We start from the raw sequence: 17,301 nt of genomic DNA on the forward strand, positions 1-17,301 counted from the left end.
GGGTCGAGCAGACCAAGGCGCTTGAGAGAACTCTGGTTAAGGAACTCGGCAAAATGACCCCGTAAGTTCGCGATAAGGGTGCTCGAATCCGTGACCATTTGACTATGTGAGTGGATTTGAGACGCAGGAATCGAGGGGGCGACTGTTTACTAAAAACATAGGTCTCTGCTAAGTCGTAAGACGATGTATAGGGACTGACGCCTGCCCGGTGCTGGAAGGTTAAGAGGTGGGGTTAGACTTCGGTCGAAGCTCTAAATCGAAGCCCCAGTAAACGGCGGCCGTAACTATAACGGTCCTAAGGTAGCGAAATTCCTTGTCGGGTAAGTTCCGACCTGCACGAATGGCGTAACGATCTCCCGCTGTCTCAACCAGAGACTCAGTGAAATTGAATTCCCGGTGAAAATGCCGGGTACCCGCGGAAGGACGGAAAGACCCTGTGCACCTTTACTGCAGCTTGACATTGGTATTTGATTAATAATGTGTAGGATAGGTGGGAGACTTTGAAGCGTGCTCGCCAGAGTGCGTGGAGTCAACCTTGAAATACCACCCTTTATTACTTAGGTATCTAATCCATAACCGTTATCCGGTGTGGAGACAGTGTCTGGTGGGTAGTTTGACTGGGCGGTCGCCTCCTAAAAAGTAACGGAGGCTTGCAAAGGTTCCCTCAGGCTGATTGGAAACCAGCCGTTGAGTGCAAAGGCATAAGGGAGCTTGACTGTGAGAGAGACATCTCGAGCAGGAACGAAAGTTGGTCTTAGTGATCCGGTGGTTCCGAATGGAAGGGCCATCGCTCATAGGATAGAAGGTACGCCGGGATAACAGGCTGATCGCGTCCAAGAGTTCACATCGACGACGCGGTTTGGCACCTCGATGTCGGCTCATCACATCCTGGGGCTGAAGCAGGTCCGAAGGGTACGGCTGTTCGCCGTTTAAAGTGGTACGCGAGCTGGGTTTAAAACGTCGTGAGACAGTTTGGTCCCTATCCTCCGTGGGCGTAGGAGAGATTGAAGAGGGTCTGCCCTAGTACGAGAGGACCGGGGTGGACGAACCTATGGTGTTCCTGTTGTCACGCCAGTGGCACTGCAGGTCAGCTAAGTTCGGAACGGATAACCGCTGAAAGCATCTAAGCGGGAAGCCAGCCTCAAGATAAGTTCTCCCTGGACATTAGTCCCTAAAGATCCCTGGAAGACCACCAGGTTGATAGGCTGGAGGTGTAAGCAACGTGAGTTGTTCAGCTGACCAGTACTAATAGATCGTGCGGCTTATTTAACAATTACAGGAATTCTCTCTTCCCCTATTTACTAATATATTCCGAACTCCGGTTCGCCAAAATTTTCTTGGTGGCCAAGGAGGAGGGGGTACACCCGGTCCCATTCCGAACCCGGTAGTTAAGCCCTCCATCGCCGATGATACTGCATGGTAGCGTGTGGGAAAGTAGGTCGCCGCCAAGGAATATTTCAAAAAAGCCCTCAGTCATTCACTGAGGGCTTTTTTGCGTTGTGGAGTGGGTTGCCGGGAGAGGGGTGGCTGCACGTTCGCATTCAGTTGCTTTTGGTCTCGAAGTATTTGGGGCCGCGCATTTCCAGATCGCGTACGCATTCTTCCCTGACGGAAGAGTCGGGTTCGAGGAGCACGTAAGTGCTATTCCAGATGAAGCTCCTGACGGCTTTCTGTTCCGCTTCCGCAGTCAGGGCCGAAGACATGTTCTCACCTTGCGCGATGAGCAGAGGAGTTGCCTGCCAGCCCCCCATGTGGCCTCGAAGATGGGTATACGCGAGGATGAAAACGCCTGCCGATTCCGGCAATCCCTCGCTTTTGGGGTAAAGGGTGAAGAGATATTCCGAGCCTGATGCTCCGGTGAAGGTCCATTCGTCTCGCCTGATCATGATGGAGTGCCTTTCTCTTTGGTAATAGTCGAATAGTCGCCAAGCGGTGTTTGAAGGAAGGACTTGATGCTTTTCAAGCCGTGCAAGTCTGGTCAATTTGAACATGTTTCTTGGTCAAGGCCAAGTGTGGCGTATTGGTGAGAAATATCCTTGCGGGGCATGGATGTGTTTGCGATACTGGTTTTAGCCGGATTATTTTAGCTTAAGGAGGGGTTATGGCGATTTTGAAAGCCGTTCCCAAGGTCATACCCATCCGGAACAAGGAAATTACCAAGCAGAAGTTGGTCCGGGCCGTGGGCAAGGTGCTCGCCGAGGTCGGATTTCAACGGCTTGGCGTCAATATGGTAGCCCGCGAAGCCGGTGTGGATAAGAAATTGATCTACCGGTATTATCAGGGACTGGAAGGACTTGTGGCCGAATACGGCCGGACCGTGGAGTTCTGGCCCACGGCCGAGGAATTGCTCGGCGAGGACGTGGATCGCATCCGGGGTATGGCCCCGCATGAACTCATGTCCCAGTTTTTCAGACGCTACCTGCGGGCCATCCTGCGCAGGCCGCAGACCCTGGAGATCCTGGCCTGGGAAGGGGTCGTGCGCAACGACTTAACCCGGTCGCTGGAGGAGGTCCGGGTCAAGACCGCCCTGGAATTCTTCGAGTTGATGCAGGCCGACCCGCCCGAGGAAGTGGACCTGACCGCGTTGGTCATGATCCTGGCCTCGGCGGTCAATTTCCTGGCCGTCCGCTCCCGCATGCACCGCAGTCTGGGCGGGGTGGACCTCCAGTCCGAAGCCGGGTGGAAGCGGATCGACGACACCCTGGATCTGATGTTGGCACGGACGCTCACGCAATGAAAAAGGCCCGGGAATCAATCCCGGGCCTTTTCGATTTCGCGCTTACGCCTTCTTGCCGCGTTTGGTCCAGAGTTTCATCTCCTTCATCTTCTTGCGGCGTTCCCGTTGCAGGGACTTGCAGACCAGGGGGAGTTTCTTTTTGTATCCATATTGCTCCCGGTATTCTTCCGGAGTCATGCCGTGCGTGGACAGATGCTTCTTGGTCAGCACCTTGAAGGATTTGCCGCAGGCACAGCAGAGGATTGACTTTTCACGGATGGCTTTCTGAGGGTCGACGGCGGCGGGGATACCGCTCTCGACCACGTCCCCCTCGGCAATGGCTTTGATGCCGGCGGCCAGTTTCTGCACCATGGAGGTAATTTCTTCCTCGGTCATGGTTCGTACGCTTGCCTGGGCTTTCACGATCTCCAATGCCTCTTGCAAGTAATCTTCCATAGGAATCTCCTTGTTACTCGGACTGTCGGGAATACAGTGCTGAAGCAACTGTATCGTGTCCAAAGTTATAATGCTAAAGTTACACCGCAGCTACATCCTATTCAACATACGGAGTCGTGTGTCAAGAAAATTACACATTAGTGAACCAAAGAATAGCGTGTCTAGGAGATCGGGGGTGGTTATGAAAGGGATTCGGCCTTGGATGCGACCCGGCCTTGATTCCTCTTGCAGGGTGAAGTATATGCATGATCATTCAGGCGGTTGCCACGAGTAAAGCACAATCAATGGAGATTAAAATGGGTTCTGATGGAAATAAAATCCATAAATTGGAGGCTGTTCCGGCGGATAAAGTGAACAATGACGCAAACGGTCAGCAAGCGGGCCCCGCAGCGGCCGCCAACGCCACCAGCCGGGATATGAGCAAGGTTGCGGTCATTGTCTCCCTGCTCGTGGTCGTTCTGCTGGTCATCTTCTTTTTCGGCATGAACAGGAATATCGCCGGACTCACCGAAGAGGTGAAGAGCCTGGGGGCGCTGCGCCAAGACGTTTCCCAGCTTGACGGGCGTATGGTCAAGATGGAGGAGGGCTTCCGCTCCAGATGAAGCGGCTGCTCGCGTTGGACATGGTCAACGAGATGGCCATGAAGTCTGCCTACCTCGGCAACACCCTTGAAGATCAGGCGTTGCGCGACAAGATGCAGAACATTTTGCAGTCCCTCAAGGAAGTTCGTAGCGAGCTTGAGAAGTAGCGGTTCGCCGCATATTCGGTCCAGCCAGAGGTGCGGCGCAGTGTGCGCCGCACTTTTTTTTGTTCACTATATTGATCAGTGCTGTTCGACATTGTTCAAAAATTGGTTGACATAGCATGATTTCATTCATAATGTTCAATTAAATGATTAATGATCAACAGGGGCTGGCGGGGTGAGTAAAAAATTTATCAGTTTGCGCGAAGTGGGGAGGCGGTTGGATATTCCGCCTTCTACTGTTGTGTATTACAAGGATAAATTTGAACGATTCATCCCCTCCGAGGGCGGCGAGGGACGCCGGACCCGGTATCCCGTCGAGGTCTTGGAAATCTTCAGGAGGATTCGAAAGATGTTCAACGACAATTGGTCAACTGAACAAATTGAACAAGAATTAGCGTTGAAATTCGGATTGTTAATGAATGATCAACAGCGTGATCAAGGGTTTGAACAGCCAATCTCTTCCAGCGCCATGCAGGATCTGGCAGGGGTCCTGTCGCGGATGTCCGACGCGCTGGACAACCAGTCCCTGTTTCGCAGCGAGATCCGTTCCCTGCGGGATGAAGTGGCCGCGCTGCGCGCAGAGCGCGAGGCCGAGTCGGCCCGGCTTGAAGCCGAGTCGGTCAGGCAGGAGGAGACCGTCCGCGCGCTGCGGGACGAACTCGCCTCGCTCAAGCGCAGGCTGTCGGCCGGGGATGGGGGCGGCTCCGGCATCGACTTCCCGCCCGCCGAGTTTCTGGCCAGCCCGCTGGTCATCGCGTCCGGCGGCGAGTTTCTCGGCGTGCAGGGCAAGGGCAAGCATTTTTCCCTCAAGGATTTTGTCCAGCTCATTGAGCGCAAGGAGTCGGCCGCCGTGGCGGTGGAGACCTCCTGGAAGCGGCAGAACGGCCATTGGGTGCTCGTGGTGCGCACCGAGGACGCCGATGGCGGTCGTGAACAGAACATTGTCCTGGTGGCCAAGAAGACGGTCACGCCCAGCCGGAATACGGTCACGGAGATCATCCGCCTCAACATCGACGGCAATGACGCGCCCGATGCGCTTCTGCTCACTCTGTTCCGTCAATTGAAGACTGTTTTCAACGGGTAACGGCCATAATTGTTTTAACCTTCTTCTAGAAAAACTCTTGATTGATTCGGCCGTTTCCTTTATATAGCTACTGCCAAATATACTATCAGGTACTAAGTTTCGCCGGTTCATTTGGAGGAGACGGTATGCCCCAGGTCGCTGCAAGAATTACCCATGATCAGGAAAAGTGGCTCAAGGACTATTTCAAGACCAAGAGTGCCGGAGCCGAGTTCATCCTGCCCTGGGCCGTTGACGTCTTTTTCAAATCCATCCGCAACGTGTCGAGCGATTTTTCCGTTGCCGAACTCAAGACCATCCTCGAATCCCACAAGGAAGTGAAGCTGCTTCCCAACCAGTCCAAGCAGGCGTACCTGCTGCTTCGGGTGGAAGAGGCGTGCGACGAGCACAGCGTGCATATCCAGCATGGCGCGAGCAAGAGCAACCTCGAAGTGAAACTGCGTCGCCTGACAGACCTCCAGGCCACCGCCCTGATGATCTGGGCCACGGCCTACTGGGTCAGCAAGGCCTGGAACGGCGTCTCCGTCGAAGATTACGTCAAGTTGTCCTGCGGTTGATAGGCGGCCGTGCGGCCGTCCCCGTTTTTTCTGCTGCGATTGTCGGATGCAGGTGTTGTCACCCTCCGGCGATCGTTGTTTTTTTGCCGGTGATCGTTTTTTTATTGGAGGTTGAACAATGGACAGACTGCCTTGCGTCCTGACCATCGCCGGGTCCGATTCCGGCGGCGGAGCGGGCATCCAGGCCGATCTCAAGACCATCACCATGCTCGGCGGATACGGTGCCAGCGTGATCACCGCCCTGACCGCCCAAAACACCGCCGCCGTGACCGGCATCCACGCCCCGTCGGCCAAGTTCGTGGCCCTGCAGCTCAAAACCGTGCTCGACGACATAGCGGTGGACGCGGCCAAGACCGGCATGCTCTTTTCCGCACCGATCATTGAGGCCGTAGCCGCCTTGCTGAAGAAGAAAACCTTTCCGCTGGTGGTCGACCCGGTCTGCGTGGCCACATCCGGCGGCAAGCTGCTGCAGGACGACGCGGTGGAGGCCGTGGTCGACCGGATGTTCCCCCTGGCCGACCTGTTGACCCCGAACATACCCGAGGCCGAGTTGTTCACCGGCATGGAGATCAAGAGTCGGGAGGACATCCTCCTGGCCGGGAAGCTGCTCCTCAAGATGGGGCCCAAAGCGGTGCTCATCAAGGGGGGGCACGCCGACTCCCTGGCCGTGACCGACTGGTTCATGAAGCCCGGAGCGGACCCGATCCCGTTCATGCAGCGGCGAGTCGACACGGACTGCACCCACGGCACGGGCTGCACCCTGTCCTCGGCCATCGCCACCGGACTGGCCAAGGGGTTGGACCTGGGCGCGGCCATCCTGCGCGGCCAGGAGTATCTGAACATGGCCCTGCGCGCCGGGTACCGGCTCGGGGAAGGGGGCGGACCGCCCAACCATCTCGCGCCGTGGATCAAGGAGCGGGCCAGGGCCGACGTGCTGGCCTCGGTGGACGACCTGGGCCGGCGGCTGGCCGCCAGGCCGGGACTGAGGGACATGCTGCCGGGCGGCCGGGCCAACGTGGCCGTGGCCGTGCCCTTCGCCGACTGCCTCCAGGACGTGGCCGGGTTTTCGGGCGGGTTCATCACCACGGTCCGGGGCCGGGTGGATGTGGTCGGATACCCCGAGTTCGGGGCTTCGGTGCGCGCGGCATCCCTGCTGCTGTCCGCCCGGCGTGTGCGCCCCGAGATACATTGCGCCATGACCTTGAGCGGCGGCGGGGCACTGCTCGGGGCGCTCAAGGCCCTGGATATGGGAACGGCCTGGATGGATTGGGACGGGCGGCCGGACTACGTCAACGGCGCGAGCGGCGCCTTCGAGGAGTGGGGCGGCCTGGATGCTCTCAAGGCGCTCCCGGACGCGGAAAGGGTCCGCGTCCTGGGCGATCCCGGCGGACTGGGCCGGGAATCCGTTGTGTACCTGATGGCCACGGACATGGCCGAATTGCTCGTCTTCCTGCGCGGGATCGCCGACGAATTGACGGAAAACCCCGGAGAAGTGTAGATTTCCGCCTTCGCGAGGCCCCTATAGGTTGACATATGCGCGAGAGCTTGCTTAAACAGCACGTTCTTTTTGCGGGCGTGGCGGAATTGGTAAACGCGCCAGATTTAGGATCTGGTACCTCACGGTTTGGGGGTTCGAGTCCCTCCGCCCGCACCACAAAATGCCATATTTACGCGCCTGCCCAGGCGTTTGAGGAGGATACGTCTCATGGAATACAATGTTGAAGAACTCTCCCCGGTGAAACGCAAGATCACCGTTGAGGTCCCCGCAGAAGAGGTCAATGCGGCTCTCTCCGCCACCATCGCCCTGTATCGCATGCAGGCCGACGTCAAGGGCTTCCGCAAGGGCAAGGTGCCGTCCTCGATCATCGAGTCCAAGTTTCACAAGCAGGTCTACGGCGAAGCGACCACCGACCTGATCAACTACCAGATCAACGAGATCATGAGCGGCCTGTCCATGCAGCCCATGTCCCGCATCGACGTGGACGCCGAGGAACTGGTCCGTGACGAGGACTTCAAGTACGCCATCGAGTTCGAGGTCGCGCCCAAGCTCGACCTGCCCGAGTACAAGGGGCTGAAGATCGAGGAAGTGGACGTCACCGTGACCGACGACGAGATCGCCGAGGTCGAGGGACGCATCCTCGAAAACAATGCCGAGGTCAAGGTCATCGAGGATGTCCGCCCGCCCAAGGACGGCGAGGTCGCCTCCGTGAGCTTCGGCGCCTACCGCGACGGCCAGATCGTCGAGGGCATCCAGGCCGAGAACTTCGACCTGGTCCTGGGCCAGAACCAGGCCCTGCCCGAGTTCGAGGCCATGATCAAGACCCTGACCTCCGGCGAATCCGGCGAGACCGACATCACCTTCCCGGCCGACTTCATCAACGAGAATCTGGCCGGCCAGACCGTGACCATGAAGGCCAAGCTGCACGCGGTCAAGGAGCGCATCAAGCCCGAGATGACCGACACCGTGGCCCAGAAGGCCGGGTTCAAGGACGTCGAGACCATGCGTACCGGCATCCGCGAGTCCTACGCCTCCCAGCGCAAGCAGATGAACAAGTCTGCGGCCCAGAATGAGCTGCTGAATTCCATCATCGGCAGCATCGAGGATTTCCCGCTGCCTCCGGCCATGGTCGAGGATCGCATCGACCGCCTGCTCAAGGATCTGGAGTACCGTCTGGATCGCCAGGGCAAGGGCTTCCAGTCCCTGGGCAAGACCCCCGAGGAACTGCGCGAGGGCTTCCGCGCCGAGGCCGAGGCCTCGGTCAAGTCCGAGATCTTCCTGCTGGCCGTGGCCGCCGAGGAAGGGCTGGAGATCTCTCCCGAGGAGATCGAGGCCACCCTGTCCCAGTTGGCCATGCAGTCCCGCCAGCCCTTGCACGAGCTGAAGAAGTACTATGAGGACAACAACCTCATCGTGCCTCTCAAGGACCGTCTGCTGTGCGACAAGGCCTCCGAGTTGATCTATGACGCCGCCGAGGTCAAGCTGATCGCGTCGCCCACCGCGGGCGAGGCCGCCAAGAAGGCCCCGGCCGAGAAAGCCGAGGCCGCCGGCGAGGCGAAGTCCGGCGGAATCCAGTTCCAGGACAAGGCCGAGGCCGTCGAGTGGGCCGTGGCCAACCTGGGCATCAAGGAGTCCACGGCCAAGGGCTACTCCCTGGCCAAGCTCCAGGAGCGCGCCGACAAGTACGAGGTCGAACAGGCCTAGTTCTCAGCATCGTTTCAAGACAAGCGGCGGTCCGGGAGCTTCCGGGCCGCCGTTTTTTTGCGGCCGCACTTGACCTTGCCTCCGGGATGCCTATTTGGTTCCGGTAGCGGGGTAAGTTTCCCCTTGTCCTTACAGGGGAAATATCTCATACTGAATGACGTAAAACTGAGTGGATACGGGCGCTGTTCGCCCGATCAAGGGTGCATGAGGGCTCACGTTTTCCCTCCGGACATCCGATAAACCGCCCAAGAGCCTTCAAGGAGACATACATGGTCGCCATTCCGATGGTCATCGAAACAACCGGTCGTACGGAGCGCGCGTACGACATCTATTCCCGGCTCCTCAAGGACCGGATCATTCTGCTCGGCACCGCCATCGACGATCACGTGGCCAGCCTGATCTGCGCCCAGCTCCTGTTCCTGGAGTCCGAGGACCCGGAAAAGGAAATCTACATGTACATCAACTCGCCGGGCGGTGTGGTCACCTCCGGCATGGCCATTTACGACACCATGCAGTACATCTCCGCGCCGGTGGCCACCCTGTGCCTCGGCCAGGCCGCCAGCATGGCCTCCCTGCTGCTTTGCGCGGGCGAGAAGGGCATGCGCTACGCCTTGCCGCACAGCCGTATCCTGATCCACCAGCCGCTGGGGGGCGCACAGGGCCAGGCGTCGGACATCTCCATCCATGCCAGGGAAATCCTGCGCATGAAGGACGAGCTCAACGGGATCATGTCCCACCACACGGGCCAGTCCATAGACAAGATCACCGCGGACACGGACCGCGACTATTTCATGTCGTCCGAGGAAGCTCTCGAGTACGGACTCATCGACAAGGTCATGACGTCGAGGGCGGACGTGGACGAAAGCATCAAGGGTTAATCGCCATGACGACCGACAAGAAGAACAATTCATCCGACCTGTGCTGCTCGTTCTGCAGCAAGACCCAGGCGGAAGTGCAACGGCTCATAGCCGGGCCGGACGTATACATCTGCGATGAATGCGTTGCCCTGTGCAACGACATCATGGCCCAGGAGACCATCAGCGAGGAATTCGAGGACGGCCGCCTGCTCCCTCCGCAGGAGATCAAGGAGCTGCTGGACCAGTACGTCATCGGCCAGGAGCAGGCCAAGAAGATCCTGTCCGTGGCCGTGCACAACCACTACAAGCGCGTCTTTTACGCCGCCGCCAACGCGGGCGCGGACGACGTCGAGATCGACAAGTCCAATATCCTGCTCATCGGCCCCACCGGCTCGGGCAAGACGCTCCTGGCCCAGACCCTGGCCCGGGTGCTCAAGGTGCCGTTCGCCATTGCGGACGCCACTACCCTGACCGAGGCGGGCTACGTGGGCGAGGATGTCGAGAACATCCTGGTGCAACTGCTCCAGAACGCAGACTACGACATCGACGCGGCCTCGCGCGGCATTATCTACATCGACGAGATCGACAAGGTCGCGCGCAAGGGCGATTCGCCGTCCATCACCCGCGACGTGTCCGGCGAGGGCGTGCAGCAGGCCCTGCTCAAGATCATCGAGGGCACCGAGGCCAACATCCCGCCCAAGGGCGGGCGCAAGCACCCCCAGCAGGAGTTCATCCGCATGGACACCTCGAACATCCTGTTCATCCTGGGGGGCGCCTTCATCGGACTGGACAAGATCGTGCAGCAGCGCAAGCAGGGGTCCGGCATGGGCTTCGGCGCCAAGGTCGAGGCCAAGAAGGAAATGGACCTGGGCGAGCTGTTCGGCCTGGCCGAGCCCATGGACCTGATCAAGTTCGGCCTGATCCCCGAATTCGTCGGCCGCATCCCGGTGCAGACCGCCCTGGAAGAGCTGACCGAGGACGATCTGGTGCGCATCCTGACCGAGCCCAAGAACGCGCTCATCAAGCAATACCGCAAGCTGTTCGAGCTGGACAAGGTGGAGCTGACCTTCACCGAGAACGCGTTGCGGGCCATCGCCAAGAAGGCTATCGAGCGCAAGACCGGCGCGCGCGGACTGCGCAACGTGCTGGAAAACACCATGCTTGAGATCATGTACAAGCTTCCGGCCATGCCCGACGTGCGTGAATGCGTGATCAACGCCGCCGTGGTCGACAAGGACATGGATCCGCTGCTGATGTACCACCAGGAAGTAAAATCCGCATAGGGAAGTTCTCATTGACATTCCGCCCGCGGGCCTTACTTGTTGTGCATCGGCGGCGTCCATCCCCTCCGCATGAGGGAACCGCCTTATTTTAACCCCCGGAGGAATCAATGCCGACATTCAGTTTCGACGGCAAGAAATCCCCTGATCCCATGACCCTCCCGATGATGTCGCTGAGGGAAGTGGTGATGTTCCCGAAATCCATCGTCCCGCTCTTCGTGGGGCGTGAAGCCTCCATCAAGGCCATAGAGACCGCGGTAGCCGATTACGGCAAGCAGATATTCCTGGTCACCCAGAAGAGCCCGGAAAAGGAACACCCCGAAGCGGGCGACCTTTACCGCGTCGGTACGGTCAGCAAGATCCTGCAGATGCTGCGGCTGCCCGACGGCACCATCAAGGTGCTGTTCGAGGGCGTGTCCCGCGCCACCTGGGATCCCGAAGTGGACATGATCCCCTATGTCGAAGAGGACGGGGACTATCCCAAGGCCCGGTTCCAGGTGCTGGGCGAGACCGGCGAGGAGACCGCCGAGGGCAAGGCCCTCATCCGCGCGGTCCAGGATTCGCTGGAGGAGTTCGGCAAGGTCAACAAGAAGGTGGCCCCCGAGGCCATCCTGGCCATGTCCACCATCAAGGACGCGGGCCAACTCGCCGACCAGATCATGCCGCACCTCAAGATCGACTTCTCCCGCAAGCAGGAGATCCTCGAAGAGCTCGACCCCAACCGCCGTCTCGAACGCGTCTACGAGCTGCTGCTCGGCGAAATCGAGATCGTCTCCATCGAGAAGCGCGTCAAGGGGCGCGTCAAGGACCAGATGGAGAAGAACCAGCGGGAGTACTATCTCAACGAGCAGGTCAAGGCCATCAACAAGGAGATGGGCCGCGACGACGACCCGCAGGCCGAGGCGCAGGAGCTGGAAGCCCAACTGGACGCCAAGCCCATGTCCGAGGAGAACCGTGAGCGCGTCCGCAAGGAAATCAAGAAGATGCGGACCATGCAGTCGTCCAGTGCGGAGTACACCGTGGTCCGCAACTACATCGACTGGGTGCTCGATCTGCCCTGGGACAATATCAAGGACGACAAGGACGTGGACATCCGGAAGGCCCGGGCCATCCTCGACGAGGACCACTACGGCCTGGAAAAGCCCAAGGAGCGCATCCTCGAATATCTGGCCGTGCAGACCCTGGTGGAGACCATGAAGGGCCCCATCCTCTGTTTTGTCGGCCCTCCTGGCGTAGGCAAGACGTCCATCGCCCGGTCCATCGCCCGGTCCATGGACCGCGAGTTCCTGCGGTTGTCTCTGGGCGGCGTGCGCGACGAGGCCGAGATCCGCGGCCACCGGCGTACCTACGTGGGGGCCATGCCCGGCAAGATCATCCAATCGCTCAAGCGGGTGAAGTACAACAACCCGGTCATCTGCCTGGACGAGGTGGACAAGATGTCCGCCGATTTCCGTGGCGACCCGTCCGCGGCCCTGCTTGAAGTGCTGGACCCGGAACAGAACTACGCCTTCAACGACCACTACCTGGACCTGGATTACGATCTGTCCAAGGTGTTTTTCATCACTACGGCCAACAGCCTGGAAGGCATCCCGCTGCCGCTGCAGGACCGCATGGAGATCATCCGGCTGCCCGGCTACCTGGAGACCGAAAAGGTGGAGATCGCCAAGGGGTTCCTGCTGCCCAAGCAGATCAAGCAGCACGGGCTCAAGCCCGAGAACCTGAAGGTCTCGGACAACGCCATCCTGGACGTGGTCCGCTACTACACCAAGGAAGCGGGCGTGCGTAACCTGGAGCGCGAGATCGCCTCCATCTGCCGCAAGTCCGCCATGCGCATCGTGGAGGACCACGACCGCGACAAGTCCATCCAGATCTCCAAGCAGAGCCTGCAGAAGATCCTCGGCGTGACCAAGTTCACCTACGGCGAGCGCGAGGAGGAGGCCCAGGTGGGCGTGTGCAACGGGCTGGCCTGGACACAGCTCGGCGGCGAGATGCTGCTGGTCGAAGTGGTCCTCATGCCCGGCAAGGGCAAGGTGGAGATCACCGGAAAGCTCGGCGACGTCATGCAGGAGTCCGCGCGGGCGGCCGTGTCCTACATCCGCTCCCGGTCCGACCTGCTGGGGCTCAAGCCCGACTTCTACAAGCTCGTGGACATCCACATCCACGTGCCGGACGGGGCCACTCCCAAGGACGGTCCGTCCGCGGGCGTCACTCTGACCACGGCGCTCATCTCCGCGCTCCTGAACATCCCGGTGCGCAACGATCTGGCCATGACCGGCGAGATCACCCTGCGCGGCCGTGTGCTGCCCATCGGCGGCCTGCGCGAGAAGCTCCTGGCCGCTCATCGCGGCCTGATCAAGACCGTGCTCATTCCGGCCGACAACGAGAAGAACCTGCAGGATGTGCCCAAGGACATCCTCAAGGACCTTGAAGTCATCCCGGTCAAGACCATGGACCAGGTCATCGACAGGGCGCTCGAGGGCGACTCCAGGAACGTCTGGGTGCGCAACCACGGCGAGGCGCCGGTTGCGGCCTGCCTCCTCAAGGAGGAGTTCCGGCGGCCCGCCCGCCAGTAACCCCCTCCATACGAATCGGAAAAGAAAGCCGGACGGTACTATTGCCGTCCGGCTTTTTTCGTGTACTCTTGAGGGAACCTGGAGGTCCATCATGAATGAACTGACGAGAAAGGAACGCGCCATGGGCGCGATAGTCGGCATGTACATCGGCGATGCCCTGGGACTGGGGCCGCACTGGTATTATGATTTGAACGAGTTGCACGCGGATTACGGCGACTGGATCACGGACTACCGGCCGCCCAAGCCGGGACGCTACCACGACGGATGCAAGGCCGGAGACGTCTCCCAGACCGGGCAGGTGTCCATGCTTCTGCTCGCCTCCCTGGCGGAGCAGGGTGTTTACGACGAGGCCGACTTCACGGCCCGACTGGACGAATTCCTCAAAACCATCGACGGCACGCCGCAGGGCGGGCGGTACACGGACATCGCCATGCGCGAGGTCTGGCAGGCACGCCGGGACGGCAAGCCGTGGAGCGAAGCCGCCGGGTTGTCCGATTCGGGCGAGGCCGCCGTGCGCGGGGTCATGCTGGCCGCGCGCTACGCCGACGATCCGCGCGGGCTGGCCGCCCATGCCGTGGCCAACATCCATCTGACCCACGCCGAGCCGTTCGTGGCCGCGCAGTCTCTGGCCTTCATCCTGGCCGTGTGCCGCCTGATCCGCGGCAAGTCCCTGGAGAAGTCCGGCAAATCGCTCATGGGTTGGGCGCAGAAGGAAGTGGACCGGGCGCTCATCGACGTCTTTCTCCAGCCCGGCCTGGTGCACGAGGCGGCCGTGGACGGGGACATCCTGGTGGACCCGCCGGAGCGCATCGCCCAGATCTACGGCCTGGCCTGCCAGCTCGGCTTCATGGTCCCGGCGGCCTACTGGCTGTCCAGCCGGTTCGGCGACTTCGAGACCGCCGTGCTCACGGCCGTCAACGGCGGGGGCAACAACATGGCCCGAGCCTGCCTGACCGGCGCGCTGTCCGGGGCGCAGGTCGGCCTGGGGGGCATCCCCCGGCGGTTCGTGGACGGATTGCGCGACCGGGACGAGATCCTGGCGGGCGCGGAAAAGGTGGCTTCGGCCCTGGACTAGAGGACCGGCGAAGCGAGGGAGGAAAGGCCCTCTAAGCTGATGGCGTTGAACAGGGCGTTCCTGCGGAGCATCTGCATGCCCGGGTTGTCGCCCTTGCCCGTGAGCGGCTTGTTGTTGTGCACCGCCTCCTCGGGGTCGATGCCCACGGTCTGGTAGCCCAGTTCCCGCTCCCGATCTTCCTCCCTGTCCTTTTTCCTGTCGGTCTTGCCGGGCATTTTGGCGACCATGTTCGAGATGCGGGAATGCATCTTGACGCCGGTGATCTTCTCCAGCTCGTTCTCGATGTCGCGGATGCGCGTCTTCTGCTCGTCCGTGGGGTTGCCCTCGGCCATGGCCAGGGTCTGGGACAGGAGGTTCTGCAGGAATTCCACCCGCTGTTGCTCTTCGGGGGTGAGCTCCTTCGGCACGGTGAACGGCGCGCCCTCGGTCCGGCTCTCGTCCATGGTTTCGGCTTCCCCGTTCACGGGTGAGATGTTCCGCGACCGGGTCAGCAGCCGGGTGGCCGCCGTCGTGTCGGGCCAGGTAGTCGGGTCGGTGGATAGTTGCATGCCGTCTCCGGAGGAAAGGATTGCCGCCTCCGGGATGCATGCAGGATTCGGTCCGGAAAAAAAGTGCCCCAAAATAAGGCGGCCCGCTTGAGGCGGGCCGCTTTCTTTCCGGTATTACTGGATTTTCGAAGTGATGTTGTGTTTGATCCAGGTCCCGTCCCACCATTCGATGGGCTGGGTCGGGATGCCGCCCACGGTGATGCCGTAGTGCAGATGGTCGCCGCCCGCCAGGCCCGTGGCCCCGGTATGGGCGATGATCTGGCCCTTTTCGACCATGTCGCCGGGATGCACGGCGACGGACGAGAGGTGGGCGTAGAGCGATTGCAGGCCCAGGCCGTGGTCCAGGACCACCACGTTGCCGTAGATGCCCAGGAAGTCGGCGTAGACCACCCGGCCGCTGTTGCCCGCCGGGACCGGTGCGTGCTTGACGCTGGCCAGGTCCAGGCCGAGGTGGGTCTGGAAGTCCACCTTCTTGCCCTTGTACAGGTAGTCGCGGGCGTCGGCGAAGCGGGCCCGGTTGGCCGCGTTGGGCAGGCGTACGAACGGACCGGACCAGAGCATGGTCGGGCTGGTCTGGCGGCTGAATTCCACCAGCTTGGCCCGGTTCTCCTTGCGGATGGTGTTGTTGATGTACAGGTACTGGTCGATCAGCGAGCCCTGATTGGGGATCAGCCCCTGGAACTCCGGGATGGTCTGTTCCATGAAGCTGTCGGACAGGTTGATCTTGTCATGCCGGAAGGCCCGCGGGTTGGTGTGATAGTTGAAGGACCGCTTGGCGCTGTTCCCGGCCGCGTCCGAGGCGGTGATGAACGGCTGGAAGTCCTTGACCGGGACGTCCCAGGGGTGGGCGAACATGCAGTAATAGAGGAACTTGCCCTGGCCGCCGGTTTGCAGGTAGGCCGGGAAGAACCGTTCGCCCACCTGGATGCCGGTCTTGGCCGCCTCTTCGCTCAGGGCGTAGATCATCAGCCCGGCCCCGCCCTGATTCAGGTTGTTGACCGGGGATTCCACGTAGATGCGCGGCGGGGTCAGGTCCAGCGAATAGGTCTTTTCAGCCTTGCTCGTGCCCGCCTGCCCAAAGGGGTAGAGGGAGGCGTCCCGGGCCGTGACCTCAATGGTGAACTGCCCCTCCCGCATGGTCCCGGAGTCCAGGGGAATGTCCTCCTGGACCTGGAGGATGCCGCCGGGGTAGGTCTTGGCGGCCAAGGGGACGCGCTTGTCGCCCTGGACGGCATAAATTTCCAGGGACTTCAGGCCGCTGCCCGGGTCGTCGACCTTGACGGACACGACGGAGCCCTTGCCCAGTTGGTCCGTGTCCGGGCCTATGGAAACCACCGGAGGGGTGGTGTCCCGGAAAATCATGAAGGCCCCGGCGCAGAGGGCCAGGAGGATGATGATGGCCAGGAGGCCGCCGAGGGGCAGCTTGCCGCCGCTTTTCTTTTTCGTCAGACTCGTGTCTTTGTTCATAGTACTTCCTGTGTGATGAAATCTAGAGTATTTCTATAATACTCCATGGCAGGACACAAGGGGAGATGGGGAAAAGTCGGCGCCCCGGCCCCACGGGCGGGGCCGGGAAGGGCGGAATGTCAAAAAAGCCGCATCCCTGGGGATGCGGCTTCGGGTTCGGAGCGGGTCCGGGTCAATTGTCCTGATCCAGCCCGTCCATCAGGTTGATGGTCAGGCGCAGGAAGTCGGCCTCGGTGACGATGCCGACCAGGCCGCCGCCCTCGACCACGGGCAGGCACCCGTATTTGTTGTTCAACAGGAGCCGGGCGGCGTCCTTGAGGGAGGTCTCCGGCGTAACGGAGGTAATGTCCGCGCGCATGATTTCATGGATGGGGATGCCCGAGTCGATTTCCTTCTGCGTCTCGGGGTCGAGGTCGGCCAGTTTGGAGATGGTCGCGGACAGGATGTCCCGGTGGGTGATGAGCCCGGTGAAGACGTTGTCCACGGTGACGATGGGGATGTGCCGGATGCGTTGCAGGTCCATGAGTTCCCGCGCGCTGTGCAGCGAGTCGTTCTCCCTCAGGGAAAAGACGGGCGACGACATGAGATCACTCACCTTCAGCATAACTCCTCCTAGGTCTACTATTACTTTCCGCCACTGTGGGAAATGTGTCAAGATTTCTGCTCCCTTTCCGGTTATTTCTTGCCCCCCGAGTTGACTTGGAGGGTAAAATCTGTTCAGCATCCCGCAGGTGTTTTCGTTCA

16 protein-coding genes, 1 tRNA gene, 2 rRNA genes and 1 pseudogene (1 of these 20 only partly in view) are annotated in these 17,301 nt (G+C 60.5%); 15 read left to right on the plus strand and 5 right to left on the minus strand.

The window, feature by feature from the left end:
- Both V8V93_RS10495 and rrf read left to right on the plus strand, forming a co-directional pair.
- Window positions 1-1,270: ribosomal RNA gene (locus V8V93_RS10495) — 23S ribosomal RNA — on the plus strand; it begins 1,665 nt to the left of the window's first position.
- A gap of 66 nt (window positions 1,271-1,336) precedes the next feature.
- A 5S ribosomal RNA gene (gene rrf / locus V8V93_RS10500) occupies window positions 1,337-1,451 on the plus strand.
- A 90-nt stretch (window positions 1,452-1,541) separates the two neighbouring features.
- Here the strand turns inward: rrf and V8V93_RS10505 are convergent.
- A complete protein-coding gene (locus V8V93_RS10505) occupies window positions 1,542-1,991 on the minus strand; it encodes a hypothetical protein (protein ID WP_338666626.1) in 450 nt (149 codons plus the stop codon).
- 110 nt (window positions 1,992-2,101) lie between these two features.
- Here V8V93_RS10505 and V8V93_RS10510 point away from each other — a divergent pair, with 110 nt between their 5' ends.
- Complete coding sequence (locus V8V93_RS10510; protein WP_338666627.1) at window positions 2,102-2,737, plus strand: TetR/AcrR family transcriptional regulator; 636 nt, start codon at window positions 2,102-2,104, stop codon at window positions 2,735-2,737.
- A 42-nt stretch (window positions 2,738-2,779) separates the two neighbouring features.
- On the opposite strand, the gene V8V93_RS10515 is transcribed toward V8V93_RS10510, so the two are convergent.
- Window positions 2,780-3,172, minus strand: coding sequence for a MucR family transcriptional regulator (locus V8V93_RS10515; RefSeq protein WP_338666628.1), 393 nt, complete (start codon window positions 3,170-3,172; stop codon window positions 2,780-2,782).
- A gap of 245 nt (window positions 3,173-3,417) precedes the next feature.
- Between V8V93_RS10515 and V8V93_RS10520 the strand changes: the two genes are divergently transcribed.
- From V8V93_RS10520 to V8V93_RS10575, 12 genes and pseudogenes are all read left to right on the plus strand, one after another.
- On the plus strand, window positions 3,418-3,774 hold the full coding sequence (locus tag V8V93_RS10520; protein WP_338666629.1) for a hypothetical protein: 357 nt from the start codon (window positions 3,418-3,420) through the stop codon (window positions 3,772-3,774).
- A complete protein-coding gene (locus V8V93_RS10525; protein WP_338666630.1) occupies window positions 3,771-3,920 on the plus strand; it encodes a hypothetical protein in 150 nt (49 codons plus the stop codon). The genes V8V93_RS10520 and V8V93_RS10525 overlap by 4 nt, the downstream gene beginning before the upstream one ends.
- A 238-nt stretch (window positions 3,921-4,158) precedes the next feature.
- Window positions 4,159-4,251: pseudogene (locus V8V93_RS10530) on the plus strand (MerR family transcriptional regulator); the annotation flags it as partial.
- Between the two features lie 165 nt (window positions 4,252-4,416).
- On the plus strand, window positions 4,417-5,001 hold the full coding sequence (locus V8V93_RS10535) for a hypothetical protein (protein WP_338670230.1): 585 nt from the start codon (window positions 4,417-4,419) through the stop codon (window positions 4,999-5,001).
- A 125-nt stretch (window positions 5,002-5,126) separates the two neighbouring features.
- Window positions 5,127-5,555 (plus strand): hypothetical protein, encoded by a 429-nt coding sequence (locus tag V8V93_RS10540; protein WP_071547183.1) that lies wholly within the window; start codon window positions 5,127-5,129, stop codon window positions 5,553-5,555.
- Window positions 5,556-5,673: 118 nt separating this feature from the next.
- Window positions 5,674-7,053 (plus strand): bifunctional hydroxymethylpyrimidine kinase/phosphomethylpyrimidine kinase, encoded by a 1,380-nt coding sequence (thiD, locus tag V8V93_RS10545; protein WP_338666631.1) that lies wholly within the window; start codon window positions 5,674-5,676, stop codon window positions 7,051-7,053.
- Window positions 7,054-7,124: 71 nt separating this feature from the next.
- Window positions 7,125-7,209, plus strand: a tRNA-Leu gene (locus tag V8V93_RS10550).
- Window positions 7,210-7,260: 51 nt separating this feature from the next.
- Window positions 7,261-8,757: a trigger factor gene (gene tig / locus V8V93_RS10555; RefSeq protein WP_338666632.1), complete on the plus strand. Its 1,497-nt coding sequence runs from the start codon at window positions 7,261-7,263 to the stop codon at window positions 8,755-8,757.
- 269 nt (window positions 8,758-9,026) lie between these two features.
- The gene (gene clpP, locus V8V93_RS10560) at window positions 9,027-9,635 is read left to right on the plus strand and encodes an ATP-dependent Clp endopeptidase proteolytic subunit ClpP (RefSeq protein WP_338666633.1); all 609 of its coding nucleotides are present in this window, start codon (window positions 9,027-9,029) and stop codon (window positions 9,633-9,635) included.
- Window positions 9,636-9,640: 5 nt separating this feature from the next.
- The gene (gene clpX, locus V8V93_RS10565) at window positions 9,641-10,897 is read left to right on the plus strand and encodes an ATP-dependent Clp protease ATP-binding subunit ClpX (RefSeq protein WP_338666634.1); all 1,257 of its coding nucleotides are present in this window, start codon (window positions 9,641-9,643) and stop codon (window positions 10,895-10,897) included.
- 107 nt (window positions 10,898-11,004) lie between these two features.
- Window positions 11,005-13,467: an endopeptidase La gene (gene lon / locus V8V93_RS10570; protein ID WP_338666635.1), complete on the plus strand. Its 2,463-nt coding sequence runs from the start codon at window positions 11,005-11,007 to the stop codon at window positions 13,465-13,467.
- Between the two features lie 91 nt (window positions 13,468-13,558).
- The gene (locus tag V8V93_RS10575) at window positions 13,559-14,542 is read left to right on the plus strand and encodes an ADP-ribosylglycohydrolase family protein (protein WP_338666636.1); all 984 of its coding nucleotides are present in this window, start codon (window positions 13,559-13,561) and stop codon (window positions 14,540-14,542) included.
- Here V8V93_RS10575 and V8V93_RS10580 read toward each other — a convergent pair.
- The 3 genes from V8V93_RS10580 to V8V93_RS10590 form a co-directional block, all read right to left on the minus strand.
- Complete coding sequence (locus V8V93_RS10580) at window positions 14,539-15,090, minus strand: hypothetical protein (protein WP_338666637.1); 552 nt, start codon at window positions 15,088-15,090, stop codon at window positions 14,539-14,541. The two genes, V8V93_RS10575 and V8V93_RS10580, sit on opposite strands and share 4 nt — an antisense overlap.
- A 114-nt stretch (window positions 15,091-15,204) precedes the next feature.
- Window positions 15,205-16,557, minus strand: a complete 1,353-nt coding sequence (locus tag V8V93_RS10585) for a M23 family metallopeptidase (protein ID WP_338666638.1) — start codon at window positions 16,555-16,557, stop codon at window positions 15,205-15,207.
- A gap of 172 nt (window positions 16,558-16,729) precedes the next feature.
- Window positions 16,730-17,161: a CBS domain-containing protein gene (locus tag V8V93_RS10590; RefSeq protein ID WP_338666639.1), complete on the minus strand. Its 432-nt coding sequence runs from the start codon at window positions 17,159-17,161 to the stop codon at window positions 16,730-16,732.
- Between the last annotated feature and the right edge of the window lie 140 nt (window positions 17,162-17,301).

It is taken from the genome of Pseudodesulfovibrio sp. 5S69 (assembly GCF_037094465.1).
Taxonomy (GTDB): Bacteria; Desulfobacterota; Desulfovibrionia; order Desulfovibrionales; family Desulfovibrionaceae; genus Pseudodesulfovibrio; species Pseudodesulfovibrio methanolicus.

Excerpts from the sequence above, each read along its gene's own strand:
- V8V93_RS10505 (WP_338666626.1), bottom strand. The coding sequence starts at position 1,991 with ATGTTCAAATTGACCAGACTTGCACGGCTTGAAAAGCATCAAGTCCTT.
- V8V93_RS10510 (WP_338666627.1), top strand. The coding sequence starts at position 2,102 with ATGGCGATTTTGAAAGCCGTTCCCAAGGTCATACCCATCCGGAACAAG.
- V8V93_RS10515 (WP_338666628.1), bottom strand. The coding sequence starts at position 3,172 with ATGGAAGATTACTTGCAAGAGGCATTGGAGATCGTGAAAGCCCAGGCA.
- V8V93_RS10520 (WP_338666629.1), top strand. The coding sequence starts at position 3,418 with ATGATCATTCAGGCGGTTGCCACGAGTAAAGCACAATCAATGGAGATT.
- V8V93_RS10525 (WP_338666630.1), top strand. The coding sequence starts at position 3,771 with ATGAAGCGGCTGCTCGCGTTGGACATGGTCAACGAGATGGCCATGAAG.
- V8V93_RS10535 (WP_338670230.1), top strand. The coding sequence starts at position 4,417 with ATGTCCGACGCGCTGGACAACCAGTCCCTGTTTCGCAGCGAGATCCGT.
- V8V93_RS10540 (WP_071547183.1), top strand. The coding sequence starts at position 5,127 with ATGCCCCAGGTCGCTGCAAGAATTACCCATGATCAGGAAAAGTGGCTC.
- thiD (WP_338666631.1), top strand. The coding sequence starts at position 5,674 with ATGGACAGACTGCCTTGCGTCCTGACCATCGCCGGGTCCGATTCCGGC.
- tig (WP_338666632.1), top strand. The coding sequence starts at position 7,261 with ATGGAATACAATGTTGAAGAACTCTCCCCGGTGAAACGCAAGATCACC.
- clpP (WP_338666633.1), top strand. The coding sequence starts at position 9,027 with ATGGTCGCCATTCCGATGGTCATCGAAACAACCGGTCGTACGGAGCGC.
- clpX (WP_338666634.1), top strand. The coding sequence starts at position 9,641 with ATGACGACCGACAAGAAGAACAATTCATCCGACCTGTGCTGCTCGTTC.
- lon (WP_338666635.1), top strand. The coding sequence starts at position 11,005 with ATGCCGACATTCAGTTTCGACGGCAAGAAATCCCCTGATCCCATGACC.
- V8V93_RS10575 (WP_338666636.1), top strand. The coding sequence starts at position 13,559 with ATGAATGAACTGACGAGAAAGGAACGCGCCATGGGCGCGATAGTCGGC.
- V8V93_RS10580 (WP_338666637.1), bottom strand. The coding sequence starts at position 15,090 with ATGCAACTATCCACCGACCCGACTACCTGGCCCGACACGACGGCGGCC.
- V8V93_RS10585 (WP_338666638.1), bottom strand. The coding sequence starts at position 16,557 with ATGAACAAAGACACGAGTCTGACGAAAAAGAAAAGCGGCGGCAAGCTG.
- V8V93_RS10590 (WP_338666639.1), bottom strand. The coding sequence starts at position 17,161 with ATGCTGAAGGTGAGTGATCTCATGTCGTCGCCCGTCTTTTCCCTGAGG.